The organism is Bradyrhizobium sp. SOJA106, assembly GCF_059448745.1.
Map to the genome: position 1 here is coordinate 2624332 of NZ_CM182549.1, position 20698 is coordinate 2645029.

Below are 20698 nucleotides of genomic sequence, written 5' to 3' on the forward strand. Positions count from 1 at the left end.
AGCTCCTACTCGCTGATCGTCGCCGTGTAATAGCTGGCGTAGGCGACGCCGTTGTAGACCTCGCCCTTGAGCTTCGGCGATTGCACGTAGATGCGCTGGACGATCTGCGTGCGCGGAATGAAGTAGGCCTGCTCGAGCACGTATCTCTGCAGCTCGTCGAGGAGCGGCGCGCGGATTTCGGGGGAACCGGCTCCGGCGATCTTGTCGCGAAGATCGTTGAGCTTGGTGTCGCTTTCGCCGAGGGCGAACCAGTCCTCACCATTGTTGACGTTGGTGAGAATGCTCGCCACCGTGCCGGCGTCGATGAAGCTGCGCGTCACCTCGTAGGCCGCAACGCCGGGGCCGCCGAACCTGACCTTCTCGCCGAACGTGACCACGTCATAGGCGCGGATGCTGACCTTCCAGCCGATCCTGCCGAGTTGCTGCGCGATGAGCTCGTCGATCGACTTCGACGTCGCGAGATACGGGTTGGAGTAGAGCGTCAGTGTCAGTTGCTTGCCGTCCTTGCTGCGGATGCCACCGATGCCCTTGATCCAGCCGGCCTCGTCGAGCAGCTTCGCGGCCTTGTCGGGATTGTAGGCCAGCAGGTCGCTGTGGTCAGTCGCACCGGGCACGTTGCTCTGGATGAAGGATGTCGCCAGCTTCCAGTCAGGCGTATAGACGGTGTCGATGATCTCCTTGCGGTCGATGGCGGCCTGGAGCGCCTGCCGCACCTTCACATCATTATACGGCTCCAGCTTGGTGTTGATCGCGAGGCCATTGACGAAGCCGAGATAGCGCGGGGTTGCGGTGGTGAAGCCCGCCTCCTTGAGCGATTTCAATTCCTGCGGCGAAGGGCTGTAGGCGACGTCGGCCTGGCCGGATTGGACGGCCGCGACCCGCAACGATGGTTCGGATACGATCTTGTAGGTGATCGAGTTGAGATAGGCCGGGCCGGTGTGGCCGACCGCTGCCGGACCCCAATTGTAGTCCTTGCGCTTGACCAGCTTGACGAAATCGCCCTCCTTCCAGGACGCCACCACATAGGGCCCGCTGCCGGATGTTTTGGAGAGGTCGGCCTGCTGGGCGGCGGGCTGCGCAAGCGTTTTCGGAGAGATCAGAATTGAGCCGTGATAGCCGAGCGTCGGGATGAAGCCGAGCGTCGGTGCCTTGAAGGAGACCTTCACAGTGCTCGGGTCAATCGCCTCGGCGCGGTCGTAAGTCTTCGGGAACAGGCCGACCGGATTGATGCCCTCGTTCTTCCGCCCGGCGTACCAGATGTCGAGATTGGCGACGACGGCGGAGGCGTCGAGCGGCGTGCCGTCGGAGAAGGTGACGCCCTTCTTGAGGTGCAGGGTGAACTGCGTGGCGTCGCTGCTCTGTTCCCAGCTTTCGGCGATCCAGGGACTGACCTTGCCATCGGCATCGACATAGACGAGCTTGTCGGTCACGTGACCCCAGATGTGGCCCTGGAAGCTCGAGATGGAGCTGTTGTTGGGAATCCAGGTGCCGCCGAGCGAATCGATCAGGAACGTGATGTTGCCGCCATCAGGCGAAGCGCCTGCACTTTGAGCGGAAGTGATATCTGCCACGGCCACCAGCGCGCCGGCCCCCAGCGCAAGCGTTGTGATCAACAGTCGGCGTCGAGACAGCGCGAGCAAAGAAAAGCGTTGGGTCACGAATAGCTCCTGTCGGTTCTGGATGAGCCAGTCATCTTCGATCGGCAGGAGAAGCGAAATGGAAGGGCTTTGCCATTCCAAATTTCGTTTGAGACGAGCAACAAATGCGCTGGGCAGGCGCAGATGAGCGCGACTGCTATTCGCTTTCAAAGCGAGGCGTTCGATAAGGTGCCTATCCTTGCCGCCGATGACGATCTCGATCCGAGGTACTTGCTCCACAGAGAACCCGGAGACCTGGTGCTCGATGAAAAGGGCGGCAGGGGGTCTCCATGCGGATTTTGTTTGGAAACGGTCGGCAAGCCATTGAGTTTGCTAGCCGGCATTTCTGTCATTTTTTCCAAATGCTCATTGAATTCATTGAACAATCAAACTGATTTTGATTCCGCCATTCGGAGGTTCGATCCCTCCCGCCCCAGCCAGCATGATGCGCGAGAATAGCGCATTATGGCGCACAAATCGGACCTGTGCAGACCATCGGAGCGCAATTGGCGCTCAAACGATCGAGGCCTCCGTTCTGCCAGACGTTTGAGCAGGCCCAAGCCTGCCTCGGCTTTCCGAGGGTGACGCTTGTATAACAAGCCTAAGGCTGGCTTTTCGATACCGGAGATGGCGAGACAACTGGCCGACGTGCTTTCGGCAGTGGCGGAGAGTTTGCGTGGCCGGTAAGCCCCCGGGTGCCGCCAGATTTTTCGAGCGCGTTCGACAATGGCAGTTCGTTTGGCGCATGAGCCTTGCGGGTTACAAGCGGCTCACATGCGGACGCGAAGAACATCGTGCGCCTTCTCCGCGGCACGTCACGTCGCGGTAACGATTTTCCCCTTCCGGCCAAGCAGGGGGCCGGCTGCTCGGAATCCACTCGGCAGAGCCGATGATCAGTTTCGGTGAGCGGTCCAATATCCGGAGCAACGCGCGGTCCCGGAATAGCCGCTCCACCGTCCCTGGCCGGCGTTACCCGAAAGCCGGCCGCTGCCTGAGGCAAATTTGTCCTGAACCGCCACCGAGGCGCGGACCGCGCCGGATCTTGCGACGTAGCCTCTGAACCGGACCAGGTTCGGATGTGTCACGATCCCGTCGGTGATGTTGACGGAGAAACTGTAGCTCTGATCGCATGTACCGCGCTGCGTCACGAAGACGATATCCCAGGTGCCGTCGTAGGCTGAGCGCGCTTCAGCTGCGGAGCTGGAGGCGGCGAGACAGACCGCCGCAGCGGCCCAATAGACGCATTTCTTCATCGCGATCTCTCCGGCCATGGCTGTCCGGCACGGCGCGGCCACAAGCCTATGCTGCATTTGCATTGCGCAGATAATAGCTCTTTCGATCGTTCAAAGAGGACGGCCCGCAAGCGTCGTGCATTTTTCCAAATGCGTCTCGAAATCATCGGATGCGCGAGCCGGCACGCGCTCTATCCCTCGTATTGATCCAATCCCAGCGCCCATGACGTCTGATCGTGGCCGTAGGCATAATTGCGGTTGTTCACCGCCGGGTTCCGGTTGACCATCGGGCGCATGAACATCGGATGGGTCGCCGCGCGCACCTCGTGCTCGACGGTGAAGAGGTGCTTGCCGCTGTCGAGATCGACGATGTCGCAGAACCGGTATTGGTACTGGTTGTCCTCGCGCGAGATCAGGTCGCGCGCCAGCAGCTTGCGGTAGGGGCCCGAGAAGTCCGTGATGTACATCTGCACATGATGGCCGTCATAGCCGCGCTGCGGCCGCTCGGTCTCGCGGAACAGCAGATATTGGTCGCGGCCGGTCTGCACAGCGGCGACCGTGCCGTCGCCATTCCGCATCTTCGCGGGCATGCCCATGATCTCGGGATAGAACGCGCAGATCGCCTTCGCGGTGCCCACGGGCACGTCGAACTCGACATAGGGAATGCCGAGCGCGATGCGGCCGAAGCGCGCCGCATCCGGCTCGTAGCAGCGCATCCGGTTGCCCCACGGACAGATCGCCTCGACATGGTCATTGTGCTCGGTGAACGCAAAGGCGGTGCCCTCGAGCTTCTTCGCAACCGATGCAAGGCGCGCGAGCAGCGCCTCGCGGCCCTCGATCACCAGCCCGGTGTGGCCGCGCAGCACCTGCGCCTTGCCGCTCGGCAGATGAAACTGGCTGCGTCCGGCGTTGATCCACATATTTCTGTCGGACACCATCAGATAGGGATCGCGGGTGAGCCCGAGCCCGGCGACGTAGAACAGCGTGGCCAGGCGCTGGTCGGGGACCTGGATGTTGACGTGCTCGAAATGGATCGCGTTGCCGAGATCTTCTGCGGATCGGTCGAATTGTTGCGGCATGGGGACGCTTCTCGCTGGGAGCATTGGGAGGCCCATACTAGAGCACAATTTCCGCCAGTCGAAACGGCCTGCCGATCACATCTTGAGAGCGGGCCGGCCTGTCAGCCGCCCGCCTTGCCGTCGGAGCCAGTCCCTGTAAGCTGGCGAGAACACAATAAGGGAAGGGATCGATGCAGGGAGTTCTGGAGGGCGTGCGTGTCCTCGATTTCGGGCGCTATATCGCAGGTCCCTACTGTGCGACCTTGCTGGCCGAATTCGGCGCCGAGGTCATTCGCGTGGAGAAGCGCGACGGCAGTGAGGACCGTTTCGTGGCACCGGTCGGCGCGAACGGCGAAGGCGCGTTGTTCCTCCAGGTCAACCGCAACAAGAAGTGCATCACGCTCGACCCGATGAGGGCTGAAGGCCAAGAGGTGATGCGCCGCCTGATCGCGACCGCCGACGTCGTCGTCGCCAATCTGCCGCCGCAGACGCTACGCGCGATGAAGCTCGACTACGACTCGCTCAAGGCGATCAAGCCCGACATCATCCTGACCACGGCGACGGCGTTCGGCGGGCCGGGCCCCTGGTCGGATCGCGTCGGCTTCGATGGCGTCGGCCAGGTCATGTCGGGCTCGGTCTACATGACCGGCGTAGGCGATCCGCCTTATCGCGCCGCGGTGAACTGGGTCGATTTCGGCACCGCGCTGCATTGCGCGTTCGGCACGCTCGCCGCGCTGATCGAGCGCGGCAAATCCGGGCGCGGGCAGGTCGTCGAGGGCGCGCTGCTCGCAACCGCGCTGTCCTTCACCAATGCGACGTTGATCGAGCAGGCCGTCATCAACGTCAACCGCGTGCCGACGGGCAATCTCGGCCAGACTGCCGCGCCCGCCGACATCTACCGCACCAAGGACGGCTGGGTGCTGTGCCAGGTCACCGGCCAGCCGCTGTTCAGGCGCTGGGCGAGGCTGATGGGCGAGGAGGAGCTTTGGCTGAACGATCCGCGCTTTGCCGACGACATCAGCCGCGGCAACAATGGTCCCGTCATCAGCGAGCGGATGGCGCGCTGGTGCGCGATGCGCACCACGCAGGAGGCTGTCGATGCGTTGGGCGAGGCGATGATCCCGACCGGTCCGGTGCTGAGCCCGCAACAGGCGCTCGATCATCCGCACATCCGCGCCGCCGGCTTCTTGCAGGACGTCGACTATCCGGGCCTGCCGAAACACGCTCCCGTCGCCCGCTTTGGCCGAGCTCGGCTATGACAAGGCTGCCATCGCAGCGCTTCGGCAGGGCGGGATCATCTAGCCGAAATCGACCACGGATTTTGCTGGAGCGGAGGAAACTCGTTGCAAGAGGGTGGCGTAAAAGCTTTCTAGGCGCGGCCGGCCGATCGCTGTGCCGAGCCGGGAGCGGCAGGGGTGCATCTTGACAGCGTAAGAAGCTCGAATATTTTTTCCGCCGGAAGACTGCTCTTCCAGCACCTGAAAAAGCGAAAAGGATAGTGAAAGACCGTCAGGAGCGACGATGATGCTCGATGAAGATCTGGCCCGCATTCGCGCGCACCGAAATAACATTTTCCGCTATCGACGCCTTTTGAAGACGCGGCTGTCGGACCTCGAGCGCCAGTTCATCGAACGGCGCCTGTCGGAGGAGCGGGCGGCCCTCGCGGCGCTCGCCTCCAACACCTTCCCTGTCGAGTTCACCTGGCCGCAGGGCGCCGCCACGCCTGACAGCGCGAGGCTCGCGTCATGACCGACGTCCGAACCCTGCTGATCCGCGGTAGCGAGAAGATCATCGGGCATTATCGCCTGCTGCTGGCCGGCGCAAAAACCGACACGGAGCGCGAGCTTTACCGGCGCCGGATCGAACGGGAGGAGAAGCTGATCAGCGAGCTCCACGGCGGCTGGCAGCAGGACGTTGCCGCCTGATCCGGCTTGCCGCGCTTAAAGCAGTTGCTTCAACGCCTTGGCATCGGCAGGCGCCGCGCTCTTCTGGTCGTTGTCGAAATAGACGTAGACGTCGCAGCCCTGCCGCTTCCATGACTTGATGCGGCGGCCCCATTGCGCCAGCGTGGCCTTGGTATAGTGCCCGTGATAGCGCCCGCCCGGCCCGTGTCCGCGCACATAGACGAAATCCGCCGTGCGCCTCCACGGCGCCGGCGCATCATGATGGTCGGACAGGCACAGCGAGATGTTCTCGTCGGCCAGCATCCGCAGGATGCGCGGCTGATACCAGCTCGGATGGCGGAATTCGAAGCTGTAGCGCCGCTTCCGCGACAGCAGCTTGAAGAAGGACGCCAGCCGGTCGGCATTCGCCTCGAATTGCGGCGGCAGCTGGAACAGGATCGGTCCGACCTTGCCGCCGAGCCGCGAGATACGGTCCTCCAGCAGCTCGAGGCTGTTCACCGAGCGATCGGACAGGCGCTTCCAGTGCGTGATGAATTTGGATGCCTTCCAGGCGAAGACGAAATCACGGCCGGTCTGCTCGCGCCAGGCCTCGACCGCTTCGGGCGTTGGCGTGCGGTAGAACACGCCGTTCAGCTCCGTGGTCTCGAATTGTCCGGCGTAGTAGCGAAGCTGATCCTTCAGCTTCACGCCTTCAGGGAAGAACCGGCCGCGCCAGGAGGCGTAATGCCAGCCGGAAGTTCCGATCAGAACGCGCGCCATTCACGTCATATCCCTTGCCGTCGCAGGCGCGCTCGAGGGCGGAAGTCGCGCCTGAAGGAGGGAACGTCCGTACGGTCGATACGTTTCTCGTGAGCTTGGTCAACGCGAGGACCGGAACCGATGTACGCGCTGTTCGAAGGCAACAAGCAGATCGGCGCTCCCTTTCCTTCCGAGAAGGAGGTGTGGGAAGCCGCCCTGATCGAGGGATTGGTAACCGACGTGCCGGTCGCGGACGAGGAAGGCGGCCGGCTTCTGCCCGGGGGATATCACGTCGCGCGGGTCGAGGAGAGCGAGGTCTGCGAGCCGCGGCCCGAGTGGAAGCTGCCGCGCGAGATCAGCTAAAGCATGATCCGGAAAAGTGCGCAGCGGTTTTCCGAAAAGATCATGCGCAAACAACAAGCTAAGCGCGATGACGATTGATCCTGATCTCATTGCGCTTTAGTTCGACGCCAGCGCCGTCTTGGCGACCTCGGCCATCCAGGTCGACGCCACCGGCAGGATCGCGTCGTTGAAATCGTAGCGCGGGCCGTGCAGCTCGGCGCCGTCGCGCAAGGGCCCGTTGCCGATCCACACGAACGCGCCCGGCCGCTTCTGCAGATAGAAGGCGAAATCCTCGCCGGCCATGCTGGGCGCGAGGTCGCGGCGCAGGGGCGCCTGTGCCGTCTCGGCGGCGATGCGGGCGAGGCCCGCTTCGGCCGGCGTGTTGATCACGACACCGACGCCCATGACGATCTCGGGCGTGACCTTGACGCCGAAGCTCGTGGCGATGCCGGCGCAGGTGCGCTCGATGCCCTCGAGGATGGTGTCCTTCACGTTATCGCGGTGATAGCGCAGGGTGCCGCGGATCGTCACCTTGCCCGCGATCTGGTTCGGCGCGGTGCCGCCTTCGATCGTGCAGAGCGAGAGCACGGCGGTGTCGAGCGGATCGACGCTGCGCGACACCACCGCCTGCAGCGCCACGATGAGATGCCCCGCCGCCATCACGGGATCGCGGGTCAGATGCGGCATGCCGGCGTGCCCGGCATGGCCCTCGATGGTGATGGTGATGCGCCCGCCGGAGGCCATGACGACGCCGTCATGCACCGCGATGGTGCCGGCCTCCAAGCCCGGCCAGTTGTGGAAGCCGAACACCCGGTCCATCGGAAAGCGCTCGAACAGCCCGGCCGCCACCATCGCGCGCGAGCCGCCAAAGCCTTCCTCCGCCGGCTGGAAGATGAAATCGACGGTGCCGCTCCAATCGGTATCGGCAGCGAGCAGCGCGGCGGCGCCGAGCAGCGAAGCGGTGTGTCCGTCATGGCCGCAGGCGTGCATCACGCCCGGCGTGGTCGAGGCGTAGGCAAGGCCGGTTTCCTCGGTGATCGGCAGCGCATCCATGTCGGCACGCAGGCCGACTCGGCCCTGCGCAGACCCGCGCCTCAAGGTCGCGACGATGCCGTGGCCGCCGATGCCGGCTTTGAAGGGAATGCCGAGCTCGGTCAGCTTCTCCTGCACGAACGCGGCGGTCGCCTTCTCCTGGAGCGACAGCTCGGGATGCGCATGCAGATGCCGGCGCCATTCGGTCAGTTTCTTGTGGAGTTCGGGGGGCAAGGCGCGGCTCTCTCGGATGGTGACGGCTGCCACCACTCTAGCCGATTATCGGCGACGTGCACCCAGTGCCAGCGAATGCCTCGGGTGCAGCCGCATCGTCATGGCCGGGCTTGACCCGGCCATCCACGTCTTGCTTGCCTTGCGAAGAACGTGGATGCCCGGGACAAGCCCGGGCTGACGAGCAAACTCTACGCCGCCAGCTTCGCCAGCCCCGTCCAGTCGAAACTGATGCCATGGCCCGGCCGATCAGGCGCCAGCGCCAGCCCGTCCTTCAGCACCAGCGGGTGCTCGATATACTTGTCGAGGCCAAAACCGTGCGCCTCCAGATACGACCGGTTCGGGCAGGCCGCGAGCAGATGCACGGTGATGTCGTGCGCGCCGTGGCTGGTCACGGGCAGGTTGAACGCCTCGGCGAGCCGCGCGATCTTCATGAAGCTCGAGACGCCGCCGCAATTGGTGACGTCGGGTTCGGGATAGGACACCGCGCCCGCGACGATGTAGTTCTTGAATTCCCACAGCGAGCGCAGATTCTCGCCGGCCGCGATCGGCACGCCGCCGGCCTTTAGGATGCGGGCATGGCCCGCGACGTCGTCGGGAATGATCGGCTCTTCCAGCCAGGTCAGGTCGTAAGGCACGAACGCGCGGGCGGCGCGGATCGCTTCCTCCACCGTCCACTTCATGTTGGCGTCCGCCATCAGCGCAAAGCCGTCGCCGAGATGCTGTCGCATCGCGGCGACGCGCGCGACGTCGGATTTGAGATCGGGCCGGCCGACCTTCATCTTGATGGCGCGAAAGCCCTTTGCGAGGTTGCCATCGGTCTGCCTCAAGAGCGCCTCGACCGAGAGATCGAGGTCGATGCCGCCCGCATAGCACGGCACGTGCGCATCGAAACCGCCGAGCAATCGGTACAGCGGCAATTTCGCGCGCCGCGCCTTCAAGTCCCACAGGGCGATGTCGAGCGCGGACAGCGCCAGCACCGCCGGCCCGCCGCGCCCGCCATAGTGCAGGCCCCACCAGACATGATGCCAGATCGCCTCGGTATCGTCGGCTTCGCGGCCCTCGACCAGCAGCGGAATCTCGCGCTTGAGGATGTCGGCGACAGCCCCGCCATTGCGCCCCACGGTATACGTGTAGCCGACGCCCTCGGCGCCATCCGCATCGCGGATGCGGCAGGTGATCAGCTCGAACGCCGCCATCTCGCCGTGTGTGGAGTCCGAGAGCGTGACGGGCAGCGGGATCCGGTAGAGGGCGGATTCGATTGACGCGATGCTTGGCATGTGGCCTCCCATTTTTCTTTTGTTAGGGTCGGTTAGCCGAAGGCGTAACCCACCTCTTGGTGTCCGCGGGGGACAGACGTGGTGGGTCACGCTTCGCTAACCCACCCTTACAGGCTACGAACTCACCGCATGGTCGCGAGCTGCACGGCCAGCGCGCACGCCCTGTCGTATTCGTCGAGATTGATCCACTCGTCGATGGTGTGCGCCTCGTTCTGCCCTGCGCCAAACGTCACGGTCGGAACGCCGTGGCGGACCATCCAGTTGGCGTCTAAGCCGCCATTGGCGGCGCGGACGTTCGGCGTGCCGCCGACCGCGGACACCGCCTCGATCGCGCGCTTCACCACGGGCAGGCTCTCCTTCATGCGGAACGGATAATAGTCGGTCTCGGCCTTGAACTTGACCTTGCCGGACTTGCCTTGCGCGTTGGTCACCTTCTTGGCCGCCCTTTCGAACGCGGCCTTGTAGGCCTTCGTGATCTCCTTGAAGAACTTTCCATCATGGCTGCGGCTCTCGCCGCGCACATGGACGTAGTCGGTGACGACATTGGTGGCATCGCCCGCGGGGCGGCCCTCGCCGCCGGTGACTGGGCCGACATTGCTGGTGCCTTGCTTCTTGCCCTTCACCACCTTGCCGAACCAGCCGCCGGCCTTCACCTCGGCAAGCGCGAGCGCCAAGATCATGGTCGAGGAGATGCCGCGCTCGGGCGCGACGCCGGCATGCGATGCGCGGCCGAAGATCTCCACGGTCCAGCGGTCGGCGCCGACCGCGCCGATCACGACATTGGAGGCCGCGCCGCCGTCATAGTTGAAGGCGATCGCGGGCTTGCCGAGCTCCTCCAGCTTGACGTGGCGCGCGCCATAGAGCCCGCTCTCCTCGCGCACGCAGAACAACAGCGTGATCGGCGGATGGTCGAGCTTCTGCTTGGCGAGCTCGGCGGCCAGCGTCACCAGCACGCCGCAGCCGCAGCGGTTGTCGCCGCCGAGCGCGGTCTTTGCTTCGTTGACGATCTTGCGGCCGGATTTCTTGGGCTTGGCACCGGCGCAGAGCGGCACGGTGTCCATATGAGTCATGAACATGATGCGCGGCTGGTTGTGCAGCGCGCCGCGGCCGGGCAGGTCGACGATGAGGTTGCCGGTCTCGGTCGGCACGGGAATGCGGGTGTTGGCATCGTCGAGTCGAATCGCCTTCGCAGGCACGCCAGCCTCCTTCAGCGCGGCCGTGAGCTCACGCCCGATCGCCGCCTCCTGTCCGGTCACGCCCTCGACGGCGAGGAAGCGCATGAGACGGTCGGTGGCGGCTTGGTGGTCGACGGGCATGATCGATTCCTTTGGCGAACGGTGCCGGCCATCCTATGGGCTCGGCGAGGTGTAAGCCAAGAAGATCAGCACGCCGAATGCCAGCATTGCAGCCATGAACAGCAGCACCGCCGGCAGGCCCAGTGCCGCGACGGCGCCGGTGATCGACTGCATCAGCGCTGCGCCGAGGAAGAAGGCGAGGTTGAGGGCCGCGAGCGCCTTGCCTGCGGTTTGCGCGTCGACCAGCTGCCTGGACATGCCGAACAGCAGCGGCTGCGCCGAGGTCGCAAGCCCGATCAGCACGAACAGCGCGAGGTCGTATTGCGGCGGCATCACCGGCAGGCCCAGCAGCGTGGAGACCGGATAATGCGGTGCGCCGAGCGCCATCAGTGCCAGCAGCAGCGCCCCGACCAGATGCGAGCCGGCCACCAGCGCGCGGCGGCGGCCGAGCCTGCGGTCGATCATGCCGATGCACAGCGGACCCGCGATCATCGCCAGCGTGAACGCGCCGAGCTGGTTGCCGGCCTCGACCCGCGTCAGCCCCTTGACCTCCATCAGCCACGGCCCGCCCCACAGGCCGCGCAGCACCAGCGAGGTCGCCAGCGACACCAGCGCCAGCGCGATCAGGCCGCGGAGGGGCCGCGAGAGGCCGAGCCTGAGCACCTCGATCATCTGCGACAGCGGCGAAGAATCGTCCTTGTGCTCGGCCGGCTGGCTCGGCACCAGCAGGAACACGGCGAGCGCGACCGCGACGTCGCCGAGCGCGGAGATCCAGAACCCGGCACGCCAGCCGTAATTGTCGACCACGAAGGCGAGCGGGCTCGACGACAGCAGCATGCCGATATTGCCGATCGAGAGGATCGCGCCCGACCACAGCCCGAACCGTGCCGCCGACAATTGCTTGGCGGCGAGCGTCATCGGGCACATCAGCATGCCCGAGGTCGCAATGCCCAGCAGCACCTGCCCAAGGGCAAAGCTCGCAGGCCCCATCGCAAAGCCCGACGCGATCGCGCCGACCACGGTTCCCGCGAGCAGGCTCAGCGACACCGGCCGCACGCCGAACCGGTCCATCGCCGCGCCGACCGGGATTTGCGCAGCGGCAAAGGCGAAAGGATAGACCGAGGTGAGGCTCGCCAGCGCCTGCGGCTCGATATGAAAATCCGCCGCCATCAGATCGAGGCTGACCGCCGGGATGGTGCGCAGCAAGGTCGACAGCATGTGCCCGCAGGCGAGAGCGAGCAGCGCAAAGATCAGCGCGCGGATGCCATGTCCCGCTTCATCCGTCGCAACCGCACTCATAGCGTTCCCGTCCCGGCAAGGGTTTTGGCCGGGTTACATCATTGCGGCAGGCGTGCCAATGGCGGGAGTAGGCGGCTTATCGCATGGCCCGCCAGACGTAGCGGCACAACGCTGATGTTGGCTTCCGGCCCTTGCCGGAATGGTGGCTTGCTTGTGCCAGCCACGCGGCGATAGTTTTGCGGATGCGCCGATTGGACGCTCAGCTTCGAAGGGCACGAGCGTGGTGATCCTTCAACCCGGCGGAAATGACCGGAGAAAGCTGGCCGCCGACAACACGCCTGAAATCCAAAGCCGGTTAGGCGCGATGGGAATCAAGGTTGTCATGCTCCCGAACGGGATGCTGCGCGGACTGCCGCATCAACCCGACGGGCAGCATCTCACGGCGGAAGGCTATCACATGCTGGCACAGCAGTTGGTCGGCACGTCGCCGCCGCTCTAGGTAAATAGCGCCATTGCCCCTTGTGGCTTCGCTAGAAGGGCCCGAGAGCATCACGACGGCCGACCGGCCGGGGATCCCGAGCTCCGCCCATTTCGAGCGTCAGGCCGATGAACCGGCGCGGCCGTCAGCACGTTGTTCCCGTGAAGAACGGGTGACACGGGAAGCTGCTCCTGATTGCGATTGGCAACGACGATGACCTTTTCGGAGAATACAGGCCAGGCGACAACTGACGCCGCCCGCCGCGAGCGGAGAAGAAGCAATGCCTTGTTGTTGGTTCTCGCGGTTGGATTTCTTGTCTTTGCCGCGGCCTCGGGCGCGCTCTACTATGCGTTGCGGCCGGCGACGCTTCGGATCGCCGTTGGACCATCGGGCAGCGACGATGACAAGGTCATTCAGGCGATGGCCGATGCCTTTGGTGCCGAGAGCCGAACCGTCAGGCTGTCGCCGATCAAGACCGAAGGGGCAGCGCAGTCGCTTGCGCTGCTTGGGGCCGGCAAGGCCGACCTGGCCGTTGGCCGCGGCGACCTGGAGATGCCTGCCGACGCGCAGGAAGTCGCGGTCGTGCGCAGGAACTTCGTCGTGCTGTGGTCGCCGTCCGGACTTGCAAGCAAGACCTCGAAACGAAAGCCGACGCCGAAAATCAAGGAGGTTGCCGATCTCGCCGGGCATCATGTCGGCATCATCGGAAAGACGCCGGCGAATGCCGCGTTGCTGCGGGTCATCCTGAGCGCCTCCGGCGTCGATGCGGACAAGGTCGCAGTGACGCACTTTGGCACGGACCAGATCGAGGCACTGGCGCGCGACCCTCGCCTCGATGCCTTCATGGCAGTCGGGCCGCTCGACAGCAAAATCACATCCGACGCCATCGCAGCAACGGCGCGCCTGCGCGGCGAGCCGAAGTTTCTCGCCGTCGAGACCTCGGAAGCGATCGCCTTGAAGTATCCCCGCTATGAATCTGAGGAGATCCCGCCCAGCGTCTTCAATGCGGATCCGGCTTGGCCGGACGACAAGGTCGAGACAGTCAGCGTCAGCCACCTGATCGTGGCGAGAAAGGCCTTGTCCGAAACGACCGTGGCCGCATTCTTCCGCCAGCTCTTTGCCGTTCGTCAGGCGATCGCCAGGCAGGTCCCAGGTGCCGCCCACATCACCAAGCCGGACCTCGAGAAGGATACCGAGCTGCCGGTACATCGTGGAGCGTCGGCCGTGATCGACGGCAACGAGCGCAGCTTTCTCGACCGCTACGGCGATTATTTCTGGTTCGGGCTGCTGCTTCTCTCCGGCATCGGCTCGGCCGCCGCCTGGTTGCGCCGCTATTTGAATCGCGACGAAAGGGAGGAAAACACCAGCCATCGCAAGAGAATCCTGGCCATGGTGTCCAGCGCGCAGACCGCGGAGTCCAACCAGCAGCTCTTGGCGCTCCAGCGCGAAGCCGACGGCATCATACGCGAAACGCTCGCGTGCTACGACGACGGCGCAATTGAGGAAGAGGAGCTCGCGGCATTCCACCTGGTTCTCGATCTGTTGAGCAACGCCATCGCCGAGAGGCGGGCCACGTTGCAACGTGCCAATGTCGAAACGGTTCGAGGCGCGACAACAATGGCGCGAGGATCAGGCGGCACGTAGACCTGCCTTTCGGAACGCCCCGCCAAAACAAAAGGGCCTGCTCGATGCCGGGGTCTGGAGTTTCTATTTCGAAAAGTATCAATATTTCGCGGCGACAGGCCCGCCGAATTTGTAGCTCAAGCGCGTGGTGATGATGTCGATGTCCTGATGGATGTAGTCCGTCCGGTTAACAAGCGTGGAAGGAGTGCACCTCAATCGGAACTAGTCGAGCCTCATCCCATCACGCTCTGGACCCGCTCGAACGTGTCGACATTGGTTGTCACGGCGCGCCACCAGTTCAGCGGCTTGAGCTTGGCGGGATCGCCTTCGCTGGCCGCGCTCAGCGCCTGGTCGGCGACCACGAACCAGGCGGTCTCCATCTTTCCGTGGCGCAACAATCCCGTGTACGAAACGACGCGGTCGCCCGTCGCCGAGGAGCCGACGGCGACAAAGCCGATGCAATTGCCCCGATGCAACCCGGCGACCTGCACCGTCTGTCCATAGAAGCCGCTGTCTTCGAGCGCGGTCTCGAATGTGCCCTCGATGCGTCCCTCCGCGTCGCTGATGATGCGCAGGATGGAGCCGAACTGGTTTCGCCAACTGCCGACCCATGACATGCGGGTTCTCCGTTCAGTTGCCCGGCACGACGCGCAGCCGGTGCAGTCGATGCAGCCCTTTCGCGGCGTCCTTCATCAGGCCGTTTGCCACCTCGCGCTCCCTACCGACGATGAATCCCGATGCGAAAGCCTGGGCGCGTCGGTTCGCCGGCGGCGCCATCAACGCCGCCTCGGTCGCCAGCTCGCGATGCGCCATGAAGTCGTTGAGCGACCCGAGTGCAGATTGAATCTGCTTCAGCCGCTTGGAGAGGCTTGCGAGCTGCTTGCGGCCGCGATCGCTGTAGAGGCTGTCAAAGAACTCGACGGCATAGCGGATTTTTTTGACCTTGATCCGCAGCTTGTGGCGCTGCCGCGGATCGAGATCGTCCAGCTTCTTGCCTTGCTTGCGTACCTTCCTGATCCGGCGATCCAGCACCTCGGCGGCATAAGGGGCAATCGACCCGTCGTCGCCGGCGCGGGACTGTCCGGTCTCGATCCACTCGATCACGTCGATCAGCAGGCGGCGGTAGCGGGCCGACTCGACCGCCTCGCGGGCGCGTGCGAAGGCTTCGCTTCGTTCCGTGGAAAATCGCTTGGCGATCGCGCGAGCGCCGCGTTTCGGCACGCCTTGATCGGCGATCGGCTGAATGCTTTCCTTGAGGAAGACGTCGATCTCGCGCGCCGGCGCCAGTTCGCTCGTGAGCCATTTGAGCTCGGCCTTGATCCGCTCGGTGCTGGCGCGCGGCAGGACGTCCGAGAACAGCGAGATCGCGGCCCGCAAGCGCCGCAGGCCGACGCGCATCTGATGGACGCCTTCCGAATCCATGTCCCGCACCGGATCCGCATTCGCCGTGATCTGTCGCAGCGTCGAATGCGCGATCACGCCGAAGGCATTGCGCGGCGAGAGCTCGGCTTTCAGCGCGATCGGCTCGGCGTGCTGCGCGCCTGTGCCGTTGCCCGCGACCAGTTGAAAGCCTCGCTCGGCTTTCGAGCGCAGATCGAGCTCGGCGCCCGTCTTGCGTTCGAGATTGCGCGCCAGTCGGAACAGATCGGCGACCTGGCCGGACTTCAATTCCAGCTCGAGCTCGGCAATCGGCCGCGAGCGCCGCCCGGCGCCGACGCGGCCGCGGTCGACGGCGAGCTCGATCTGGCTCCGTCGCACCCGCCTTGCCTCGGTCGTGCGATGGACCTCGGTCTGGAACACCGGCCGCAGTTTGCGCGGAAGCTTCCTGGATGAGAGGTCGTCGAGGGGCGTGTTCTTGATTTTCTTGAAATCGGGCTTTGCGCCTGCGACCTCATGTTCCCATTCGCCGCGTGTGAGGGTTCCGGAGCCGCCCGCCTTCACGGTCTGCACATAGCGATCGCCGATCTTGCGGACGCGGAGCGTCAGACCATGCCGCCTGAGCTTCAGCTTGTTCGTGTCGTAATAGGTCGACACCAGCGCCTGCTCGGACCTGTCGCCTCGTCGTCCGTTCGAATTGGCGGCGCGCAAGACCGATGACAGCTTGCGCGGCGCAAGGCGGAATTTGAGTTCCGTTTCGGCATTCATCGGGCGTGCTTCCGTTGCCGATTCAAAGTGACGCCACCGCGAAGAAGTTCCGGCTGCAGACGGACATTTCGAATCCCGATGATCCCGCGACTGATCCCGCCGCAGGCGTCATCGAAAATTCACGGAACTCCAATTGAGAAGGCTCGATTGACGAACATCATCGGGTCTTGATCGCGTCTCTTGATCACGTCTCTTGGAGGAGGCGTCCGTGAGCACAAAGAACGTCATTGCCATCCTTATCATCGTGCTTGTCCTAGCCGGCGGTGCGACCGCGCTCTATCATCTGGACAACGGCGAGGGAACGCGCACCAGCCACGATATCTCGGCGAGGACGGCGTCGGACTGACCAGGCGTTGTCCACCGAAAAGCTGCTACGCGCTCCGTCCTCATCCTGACCACGCCGAAGGCGCGTCTCGAAGATGCACCACGGGTCTGGTTTCATGTCTCAGGAGTTGCGGATGGCTTTGGTCTCCGTGCGCAGTTGGCGGAGCAGTCGCTCTGCTTCCCTCAGAACGGTGCGAACAAGCTTTCGCTCCTCAATGGCTTCGCCGGTGAAAAAGCCGTGCTTGACGGCATTGCTGTTTGCAAAGGGCGCGCCGGATCCCGCCGCGCCGCCGTGCATGCGGCAGCGAGGCCGGCCGCGCAGCGCCGGTGCGCGGCAGGGGTCGCCATCGCGCGTTTGCGCCCCGCAACGCGGGCTCGTTCGCATTGGGGCTGTGTTGCGCGCGTGATTCATGCGCCGACGGCCGCCGCGTCCACCAGGCCCGGCTGCGCAGCGATCAAGTTCGCGTGTTGTGTGAGATTGCCGACAACAGCCCTGCCGCCATCCTGCACCGACAAATTCTGCACCGTGATCGCACACGCGCCGTTGCTGCGGTGACGGTTCAAGGCCTCCACCTGGGCTGCGAAGGTGCGCGCCAGCCGGGTCAGCGCGCGCGTGAGGCTCTCCTGCTGCGACACGTCGTCGGTGCAGGCGAGACGGCAGGCGCTACGCATCGACGCGACGTGGACGCTCACCATCTGCGCCGCCAGCATGGCTTCGAACGAGTCCTTTGCCGCAATGCTCTTGAGCATCGAGACCATGAAGGCGAGATTGCCCTGGTCCGGTTTGCGTGCAACCACGCTGGCTTTCGCCAGCTGGCTCAAGAGACCATGCAGCGCGTCGCGGTCGACGGCGCCGAGCGCCTCGGCCAGCATCCTTTCGCCGGCGCTCGGATCGGGATGGTCGATGACGATGCGCCTGCGGCGGAGTTTGACTTTCGGGCTTACAATGGTCGCGGCGCGGTCGTCCGCCGCGATGAGCATCGTCTGGGTGCTCGTCGGGGATGTCGTCATGCGAGGTATCCTTTGCCCGCCCAGGCGCGAGGGCTCGCGGAGCGCGAGGCCAGTGGCGCCTGTTGCGCGGCGGTTGAGATTTGAGATGTCGGTGAGGGGTTTACGCTAGCCAGGTCGAGCCGCCCAGGATCGGGCGTAGTGCCGGCACCGCGATTGTCGCGATGATGCCATTCTGCACCTGTTTTGCCCGACGTGTCAAACGGAGTTTCGGGATACGCGAAATCGACGCGCGGGTCCTTGTTCGGACGGGCGCCGCCTACTGTGCATGGGGTTGTTTTCGCGGTTTTGTCTGGATCGGGGCTTTCGCCTGCCGCGCGGCGGAATGCCGCCGTGGAAAACGCGATTGCGGAAATCGGCGCGACGGCTATTCATGGTTGGCAGCGCGCCGCATCAACAACAAGCAGAGGCGCCGAGGTTGGGGAGAGAACCAATGCAACGAACGGCCCGCCTGCTGGTGCTCCTCGCCGCGCTCTGCGCCTCTGTGCTGTCCACACAGGCGTTTGCGCAGAAATATCCGGCGCGCCCGGTCAAGATCATGGTCGGCTTCAGCGCCGGCGGCCCGGTCGATGTCGTCGCGCGCATCGTCGCCGACCGCCTCGGCAACAAGCTCGGGCAGCCCTTCGTGATCGAGAACCGCGCCGGCGCCAACGGCATGATAGCCGCCGAAGGCGTGGCGCGTGCGGATGCGGACGGCTACACCATCCTTGCCTGCAACTCCTCCACCATCACCCTCAACAAGACGCTGTTCAAGGACGCCCGCTACGATCCGATAGGCGACTTCGCGCCGCTCACCACGGTCGTCTCGGCGCCGCTGGTGCTGGTGGTCAATCCGGAGAATCCCAGGACCGCTGACATCAAGACGGTTGCCGATCTCGTCGCAGCGGCGAAGGCAAGGCCGGGCGAGCTAGCCTACGGCTCCGGCGGCAACGGCAATCTCGCTCATCTCGCCATGGAGCTGCTGAGCCAGAAGGCCGGCATCAAGCTGATCCACGTGCCCTATCGCGGTGGGGCTGCGTCCGAGGTCGGCATCCTCGCGCAGGAGGTGCTCGCCGTGTTCGATCCGCTCTCCGCGGTGCCGCTGGTGAAGGCCGGCAAGCTGCGCGCGCTCGCGGTGTCCTCCGCCGAGCGGCTGCCGTCGCTGCCGGATGTGCCGACGATCGCGGAAGCCGGCTATCCCGGCTTCGACATCAAGTTCTGGGTCGGCTTCTTCATGCCGAAGGTGACACCCGCGCCGATCCTGGAGACGCTGCATCGTGAGATCGTCGCCGCGGCAAAGGACCCGGTGTTGCAGGAGCGGCTGCAGACGCAGGGCGTCGTCAGCGTGCTGAGCCCGGCCGACTATGCCGCCAAGATCGCGAAGGAGACCAAGGATCTCGCCGAGGTCGTCGCGGCCGCGAACATCAAGGCGGAGTAGGGCGCCGGTTAATCAGTCGCGCCAGCCGCTCGAGCAACGGGCGCTGGCCCTCGTTTATCTTCCTGGCCGCTTCGTCGAGCGTAAAGAACGCGGCGCGGTCGATCTCAGGAAACGCCTGTCGCTTGCCGCTGCGCGGCGGCCATTCGATCTCGAACATGTTGCTGCGGACATTGAGCGTATCGACATCGAGCGCGATGGCGAAAGCGGTGACGATCTTACCGCCGCGCTGCTTCACCTCGCCCAGCGCAGTGAGTGGCTCGGCCACCTCGACACCGAGCTCCTCGGCGAATTCGCGCCGCGCGGCTTCCTCGGCATCTTGCCCGTCTTCATATTCGCCCTTCGGGATCGACCAGGCGCCGAGATCCTTGTTGCGCCAGAACGGGCCGCCGGGATGGACCAGCAGAACCTCGATCTCAGATCGCATGCGATAGGCGACGATCCCGGCGCTTCTCGTTGGCATCGCTGGTTCCTCACTGTCACCGGCCCGGGAAAAACTGGAACCGAGCCTCTTAACGCAGGTTGGTAGCCATACAGAACCGGACAAGAGGAGGAGAACCATGATCCGAATGTTAGCGACGACTGCATTAGGCCTCGTGCTGACGAATGCCGCCCTGGCGCAATCACCGGGCACGAGCTCGAAGACTGAGCAGACCCCACCATCGCAGTCAAATACGACCTCGCAGCAGACCAGCCCGGCGCCGAGCACAACCAGCCCGCAGCAATCGACAGCGCCGTCCCAGTCATCGCCGGCAGCTTCGACGCAGAACACGCAGGCCCCGCCGCCATCGTCCGGCTCCGCCAACAACAGCTCGGGCACGTCGAATACGTCCAACAGCGCAGATTCATCGCGATCGCAGAGTGGGACGACGAATTCCAACACCGCCGGCAATCCGCCCGCCTCGCAGCAGGGCGCCAACCCGCCGGCGACGAACACCAACCAGGCGCAGGACCGGACCAATCCGTCATCCAGCAATCCGTCATCCAACACCAATCAGGCGCAGCAGGCGCCCAGCGCGGGAACCAACCAGGCCCAGTCGCCAAATGCATCGGGCACGAGCCAGGCGCAAGGCGAACGATCCGGAACGAACACGGCTTCCCGCACCGACGTCAATCTCGATCGGCAGCAGGAGAGCAGGATCAGCGCGTCGATCTCGCGCCTGAACGTGCGACCGCTCACCAACGTCAATTTCTCGCTGAACGTCGGCACCGTGGTGCCGCGCGACGTGCAGCTGTCGACGCTGCCGCCCGACGTGGTCGAGATCGTGCCGCAGTACCGCGGCTACAGCTTTGCGCTGGTGAAGGATCAGATCGTCGTGGTCGATCCTGCGACCTACAAGATCGTGACGGTGCTGCCGTATTCAGGACAGTCCACCGCGACGACGACCACGCGCGAGCGCAGCGCCAGCAAATTCTCGGATCGCGATCGTGAGGTGATCCGCAAGCACGTGAAAACCCGTACGGAGGGCCGTAGCGAAGCGCGCACCACCGGCAGCACCGCGCGTACCGAGATACATGTCGGTGACCGCGTCCCCGAGACCGTCGAGGTCGAGGAATTCCCGAGCACGGTCTACCAGGATGCGCCCGACCTGCGGGAATACCGCTACATCCATCGCGACACGCGGACCTATGTCATCGAGCCGCGCGAACGTCGCGTGATCGAGGAGATCGACTAGATCGCAGCACTTCGGAAGCCGCTCCTGCGAGCGGCTTCCGGT

At 64.5% G+C, this 20698-nt stretch carries 22 protein-coding genes and 2 pseudogenes; 10 read left to right on the forward strand and 14 right to left on the reverse strand.

Annotated features, from left to right (window positions below; all coding sequences use genetic code 11):
- Positions 1-5 precede the first annotated feature (5 nt).
- Positions 6-1658, reverse strand: coding sequence for an ABC transporter substrate-binding protein (locus AC5V87_RS11720; protein ID WP_495371060.1), 1653 nt, complete (start codon positions 1656-1658; stop codon positions 6-8).
- A 123-nt stretch (positions 1659-1781) separates the two neighbouring features.
- On the opposite strand from AC5V87_RS11720, the gene AC5V87_RS11725 reads away from it, so the two are divergent.
- Complete coding sequence (locus AC5V87_RS11725) at positions 1782-2096, forward strand: hypothetical protein (protein WP_495371061.1); 315 nt, start codon at positions 1782-1784, stop codon at positions 2094-2096.
- Between the two features lie 434 nt (positions 2097-2530).
- Here the strand turns inward: AC5V87_RS11725 and AC5V87_RS11730 are convergent, their stop codons facing one another.
- Complete coding sequence (locus tag AC5V87_RS11730) at positions 2531-2908, reverse strand: hypothetical protein (protein ID WP_456839941.1); 378 nt, start codon at positions 2906-2908, stop codon at positions 2531-2533.
- Positions 2909-3060: 152 nt separating this feature from the next.
- The gene (locus AC5V87_RS11735) at positions 3061-3948 is read right to left on the reverse strand and encodes a hypothetical protein (RefSeq protein ID WP_495371062.1); all 888 of its coding nucleotides are present in this window, start codon (positions 3946-3948) and stop codon (positions 3061-3063) included.
- 170 nt (positions 3949-4118) lie between these two features.
- Between AC5V87_RS11735 and AC5V87_RS11740 the strand changes: the two are divergent.
- The 3 genes and pseudogenes from AC5V87_RS11740 to AC5V87_RS11750 all read left to right on the forward strand — a co-directional run bounded on the left by AC5V87_RS11740 (position 4119) and on the right by AC5V87_RS11750 (position 5852).
- Positions 4119-5229, forward strand: a pseudogene (locus AC5V87_RS11740) (CaiB/BaiF CoA transferase family protein).
- A gap of 219 nt (positions 5230-5448) precedes the next feature.
- On the forward strand, positions 5449-5676 hold the full coding sequence (locus AC5V87_RS11745) for a hypothetical protein (RefSeq protein WP_456839938.1): 228 nt from the start codon (positions 5449-5451) through the stop codon (positions 5674-5676).
- A complete protein-coding gene (locus tag AC5V87_RS11750) occupies positions 5673-5852 on the forward strand; it encodes a hypothetical protein (RefSeq protein ID WP_495371063.1) in 180 nt (59 codons plus the stop codon). Before AC5V87_RS11745 ends, AC5V87_RS11750 begins: the two co-directional genes overlap by 4 nt.
- 15 nt (positions 5853-5867) lie before the next feature.
- Here the strand turns inward: AC5V87_RS11750 and AC5V87_RS11755 are convergent, their stop codons facing one another.
- The gene (locus tag AC5V87_RS11755; RefSeq protein ID WP_456839936.1) at positions 5868-6590 is read right to left on the reverse strand and encodes a DUF72 domain-containing protein; all 723 of its coding nucleotides are present in this window, start codon (positions 6588-6590) and stop codon (positions 5868-5870) included.
- A gap of 120 nt (positions 6591-6710) precedes the next feature.
- Between AC5V87_RS11755 and AC5V87_RS11760 the strand changes: the two genes are divergently transcribed.
- A complete protein-coding gene (locus AC5V87_RS11760) occupies positions 6711-6932 on the forward strand; it encodes a hypothetical protein (protein WP_456839935.1) in 222 nt (73 codons plus the stop codon).
- A gap of 96 nt (positions 6933-7028) precedes the next feature.
- Here the strand turns inward: AC5V87_RS11760 and AC5V87_RS11765 are convergent, their stop codons facing one another.
- The 4 genes from AC5V87_RS11765 to AC5V87_RS11780 form a co-directional block, all read right to left on the reverse strand.
- Entirely contained in the window at positions 7029-8177 is a 1149-nt protein-coding gene (locus AC5V87_RS11765) for an amidohydrolase (RefSeq protein ID WP_456839934.1), read from the reverse strand.
- Between the two features lie 188 nt (positions 8178-8365).
- Complete coding sequence (locus AC5V87_RS11770) at positions 8366-9454, reverse strand: mandelate racemase/muconate lactonizing enzyme family protein (RefSeq protein ID WP_456839933.1); 1089 nt, start codon at positions 9452-9454, stop codon at positions 8366-8368.
- A 122-nt stretch (positions 9455-9576) separates the two neighbouring features.
- A complete protein-coding gene (locus tag AC5V87_RS11775) occupies positions 9577-10770 on the reverse strand; it encodes a M20/M25/M40 family metallo-hydrolase (RefSeq protein WP_495371064.1) in 1194 nt (397 codons plus the stop codon).
- Positions 10771-10803: 33 nt separating this feature from the next.
- Positions 10804-12048 (reverse strand): MFS transporter, encoded by a 1245-nt coding sequence (locus AC5V87_RS11780; protein WP_495371065.1) that lies wholly within the window; start codon positions 12046-12048, stop codon positions 10804-10806.
- Positions 12049-12268: 220 nt separating this feature from the next.
- On the opposite strand from AC5V87_RS11780, the gene AC5V87_RS11785 reads away from it, so the two are divergent.
- The gene (locus AC5V87_RS11785) at positions 12269-12487 is read left to right on the forward strand and encodes a hypothetical protein (protein WP_495371066.1); all 219 of its coding nucleotides are present in this window, start codon (positions 12269-12271) and stop codon (positions 12485-12487) included.
- 192 nt (positions 12488-12679) lie between these two features.
- Positions 12680-14110, forward strand: coding sequence for a TAXI family TRAP transporter solute-binding subunit (locus AC5V87_RS11790; RefSeq protein ID WP_495371067.1), 1431 nt, complete (start codon positions 12680-12682; stop codon positions 14108-14110).
- A gap of 212 nt (positions 14111-14322) precedes the next feature.
- On the opposite strand, the gene AC5V87_RS11795 is transcribed toward AC5V87_RS11790, so the two are convergent.
- Together AC5V87_RS11795 and AC5V87_RS11800 are read right to left on the reverse strand one after the other, a co-directional pair.
- Positions 14323-14706: an avidin/streptavidin family protein gene (locus AC5V87_RS11795; RefSeq protein WP_456839929.1), complete on the reverse strand. Its 384-nt coding sequence runs from the start codon at positions 14704-14706 to the stop codon at positions 14323-14325.
- Positions 14707-14719: 13 nt separating this feature from the next.
- The gene (locus tag AC5V87_RS11800) at positions 14720-16234 is read right to left on the reverse strand and encodes a CYTH and CHAD domain-containing protein (RefSeq protein ID WP_495371068.1); all 1515 of its coding nucleotides are present in this window, start codon (positions 16232-16234) and stop codon (positions 14720-14722) included.
- 208 nt (positions 16235-16442) lie between these two features.
- Here AC5V87_RS11800 and AC5V87_RS11805 point away from each other — a divergent pair, with 208 nt between their 5' ends.
- Positions 16443-16580, forward strand: a complete 138-nt coding sequence (locus AC5V87_RS11805; protein ID WP_495371069.1) for a hypothetical protein — start codon at positions 16443-16445, stop codon at positions 16578-16580.
- 99 nt (positions 16581-16679) lie between these two features.
- Here AC5V87_RS11805 and AC5V87_RS11810 read toward each other — a convergent pair whose 3' ends face one another.
- The 3 genes and pseudogenes from AC5V87_RS11810 to AC5V87_RS11820 form a co-directional block, all read right to left on the reverse strand.
- The gene (locus AC5V87_RS11810) at positions 16680-16856 is read right to left on the reverse strand and encodes a hypothetical protein (protein WP_495372050.1); all 177 of its coding nucleotides are present in this window, start codon (positions 16854-16856) and stop codon (positions 16680-16682) included.
- Between the two features lie 18 nt (positions 16857-16874).
- A pseudogene (locus AC5V87_RS11815) lies at positions 16875-16970 on the reverse strand (HGGxSTG domain-containing protein); the annotation flags it as partial.
- On the reverse strand, positions 16967-17569 hold the full coding sequence (locus AC5V87_RS11820; RefSeq protein WP_495371070.1) for a hypothetical protein: 603 nt from the start codon (positions 17567-17569) through the stop codon (positions 16967-16969). The pseudogene AC5V87_RS11815 and the gene AC5V87_RS11820, both read right to left, overlap by 4 nt.
- Before the next feature lie 430 nt (positions 17570-17999).
- Between AC5V87_RS11820 and AC5V87_RS11825 the strand changes: the two genes are divergently transcribed.
- Positions 18000-18983, forward strand: a complete 984-nt coding sequence (locus AC5V87_RS11825) for a Bug family tripartite tricarboxylate transporter substrate binding protein (RefSeq protein WP_495371071.1) — start codon at positions 18000-18002, stop codon at positions 18981-18983.
- Here AC5V87_RS11825 and AC5V87_RS11830 read toward each other — a convergent pair.
- Positions 18970-19443: an NUDIX hydrolase gene (locus AC5V87_RS11830; RefSeq protein WP_495371072.1), complete on the reverse strand. Its 474-nt coding sequence runs from the start codon at positions 19441-19443 to the stop codon at positions 18970-18972. The genes AC5V87_RS11825 and AC5V87_RS11830 overlap by 14 nt on opposite strands.
- Before the next feature lie 97 nt (positions 19444-19540).
- On the opposite strand from AC5V87_RS11830, the gene AC5V87_RS11835 reads away from it, so the two are divergent.
- On the forward strand, positions 19541-20656 hold the full coding sequence (locus tag AC5V87_RS11835) for a DUF1236 domain-containing protein (RefSeq protein ID WP_495371073.1): 1116 nt from the start codon (positions 19541-19543) through the stop codon (positions 20654-20656).
- Positions 20657-20698: the final 42 nt, after the last annotated feature.

What these genes read in the sequence shown, in the direction of transcription:
- AC5V87_RS11800 (WP_495371068.1), bottom strand. Translation starts at nt 16,234, where the DNA reads ATGAATGCCGAAACGGAACTCAAATTCCGCCTTGCGCCGCGCAAGCTG.
- AC5V87_RS11760 (WP_456839935.1), top strand. Translation starts at nt 6,711, where the DNA reads ATGTACGCGCTGTTCGAAGGCAACAAGCAGATCGGCGCTCCCTTTCCT.
- AC5V87_RS11730 (WP_456839941.1), bottom strand. Translation starts at nt 2,908, where the DNA reads ATGGCCGGAGAGATCGCGATGAAGAAATGCGTCTATTGGGCCGCTGCG.
- AC5V87_RS11725 (WP_495371061.1), top strand. Translation starts at nt 1,782, where the DNA reads ATGAGCGCGACTGCTATTCGCTTTCAAAGCGAGGCGTTCGATAAGGTG.
- AC5V87_RS11770 (WP_456839933.1), bottom strand. Translation starts at nt 9,454, where the DNA reads ATGCCAAGCATCGCGTCAATCGAATCCGCCCTCTACCGGATCCCGCTG.
- AC5V87_RS11750 (WP_495371063.1), top strand. Translation starts at nt 5,673, where the DNA reads ATGACCGACGTCCGAACCCTGCTGATCCGCGGTAGCGAGAAGATCATC.
- AC5V87_RS11775 (WP_495371064.1), bottom strand. Translation starts at nt 10,770, where the DNA reads ATGCCCGTCGACCACCAAGCCGCCACCGACCGTCTCATGCGCTTCCTC.
- AC5V87_RS11745 (WP_456839938.1), top strand. Translation starts at nt 5,449, where the DNA reads ATGATGCTCGATGAAGATCTGGCCCGCATTCGCGCGCACCGAAATAAC.
- AC5V87_RS11795 (WP_456839929.1), bottom strand. Translation starts at nt 14,706, where the DNA reads ATGTCATGGGTCGGCAGTTGGCGAAACCAGTTCGGCTCCATCCTGCGC.
- AC5V87_RS11820 (WP_495371070.1), bottom strand. Translation starts at nt 17,569, where the DNA reads ATGACGACATCCCCGACGAGCACCCAGACGATGCTCATCGCGGCGGAC.
- AC5V87_RS11780 (WP_495371065.1), bottom strand. Translation starts at nt 12,048, where the DNA reads ATGAGTGCGGTTGCGACGGATGAAGCGGGACATGGCATCCGCGCGCTG.
- AC5V87_RS11830 (WP_495371072.1), bottom strand. Translation starts at nt 19,443, where the DNA reads ATGCCAACGAGAAGCGCCGGGATCGTCGCCTATCGCATGCGATCTGAG.
- AC5V87_RS11835 (WP_495371073.1), top strand. Translation starts at nt 19,541, where the DNA reads ATGATCCGAATGTTAGCGACGACTGCATTAGGCCTCGTGCTGACGAAT.
- AC5V87_RS11735 (WP_495371062.1), bottom strand. Translation starts at nt 3,948, where the DNA reads ATGCCGCAACAATTCGACCGATCCGCAGAAGATCTCGGCAACGCGATC.
- AC5V87_RS11825 (WP_495371071.1), top strand. Translation starts at nt 18,000, where the DNA reads ATGCAACGAACGGCCCGCCTGCTGGTGCTCCTCGCCGCGCTCTGCGCC.
- AC5V87_RS11810 (WP_495372050.1), bottom strand. Translation starts at nt 16,856, where the DNA reads ATGCACGGCGGCGCGGCGGGATCCGGCGCGCCCTTTGCAAACAGCAAT.
- AC5V87_RS11790 (WP_495371067.1), top strand. Translation starts at nt 12,680, where the DNA reads ATGACCTTTTCGGAGAATACAGGCCAGGCGACAACTGACGCCGCCCGC.
- AC5V87_RS11755 (WP_456839936.1), bottom strand. Translation starts at nt 6,590, where the DNA reads ATGGCGCGCGTTCTGATCGGAACTTCCGGCTGGCATTACGCCTCCTGG.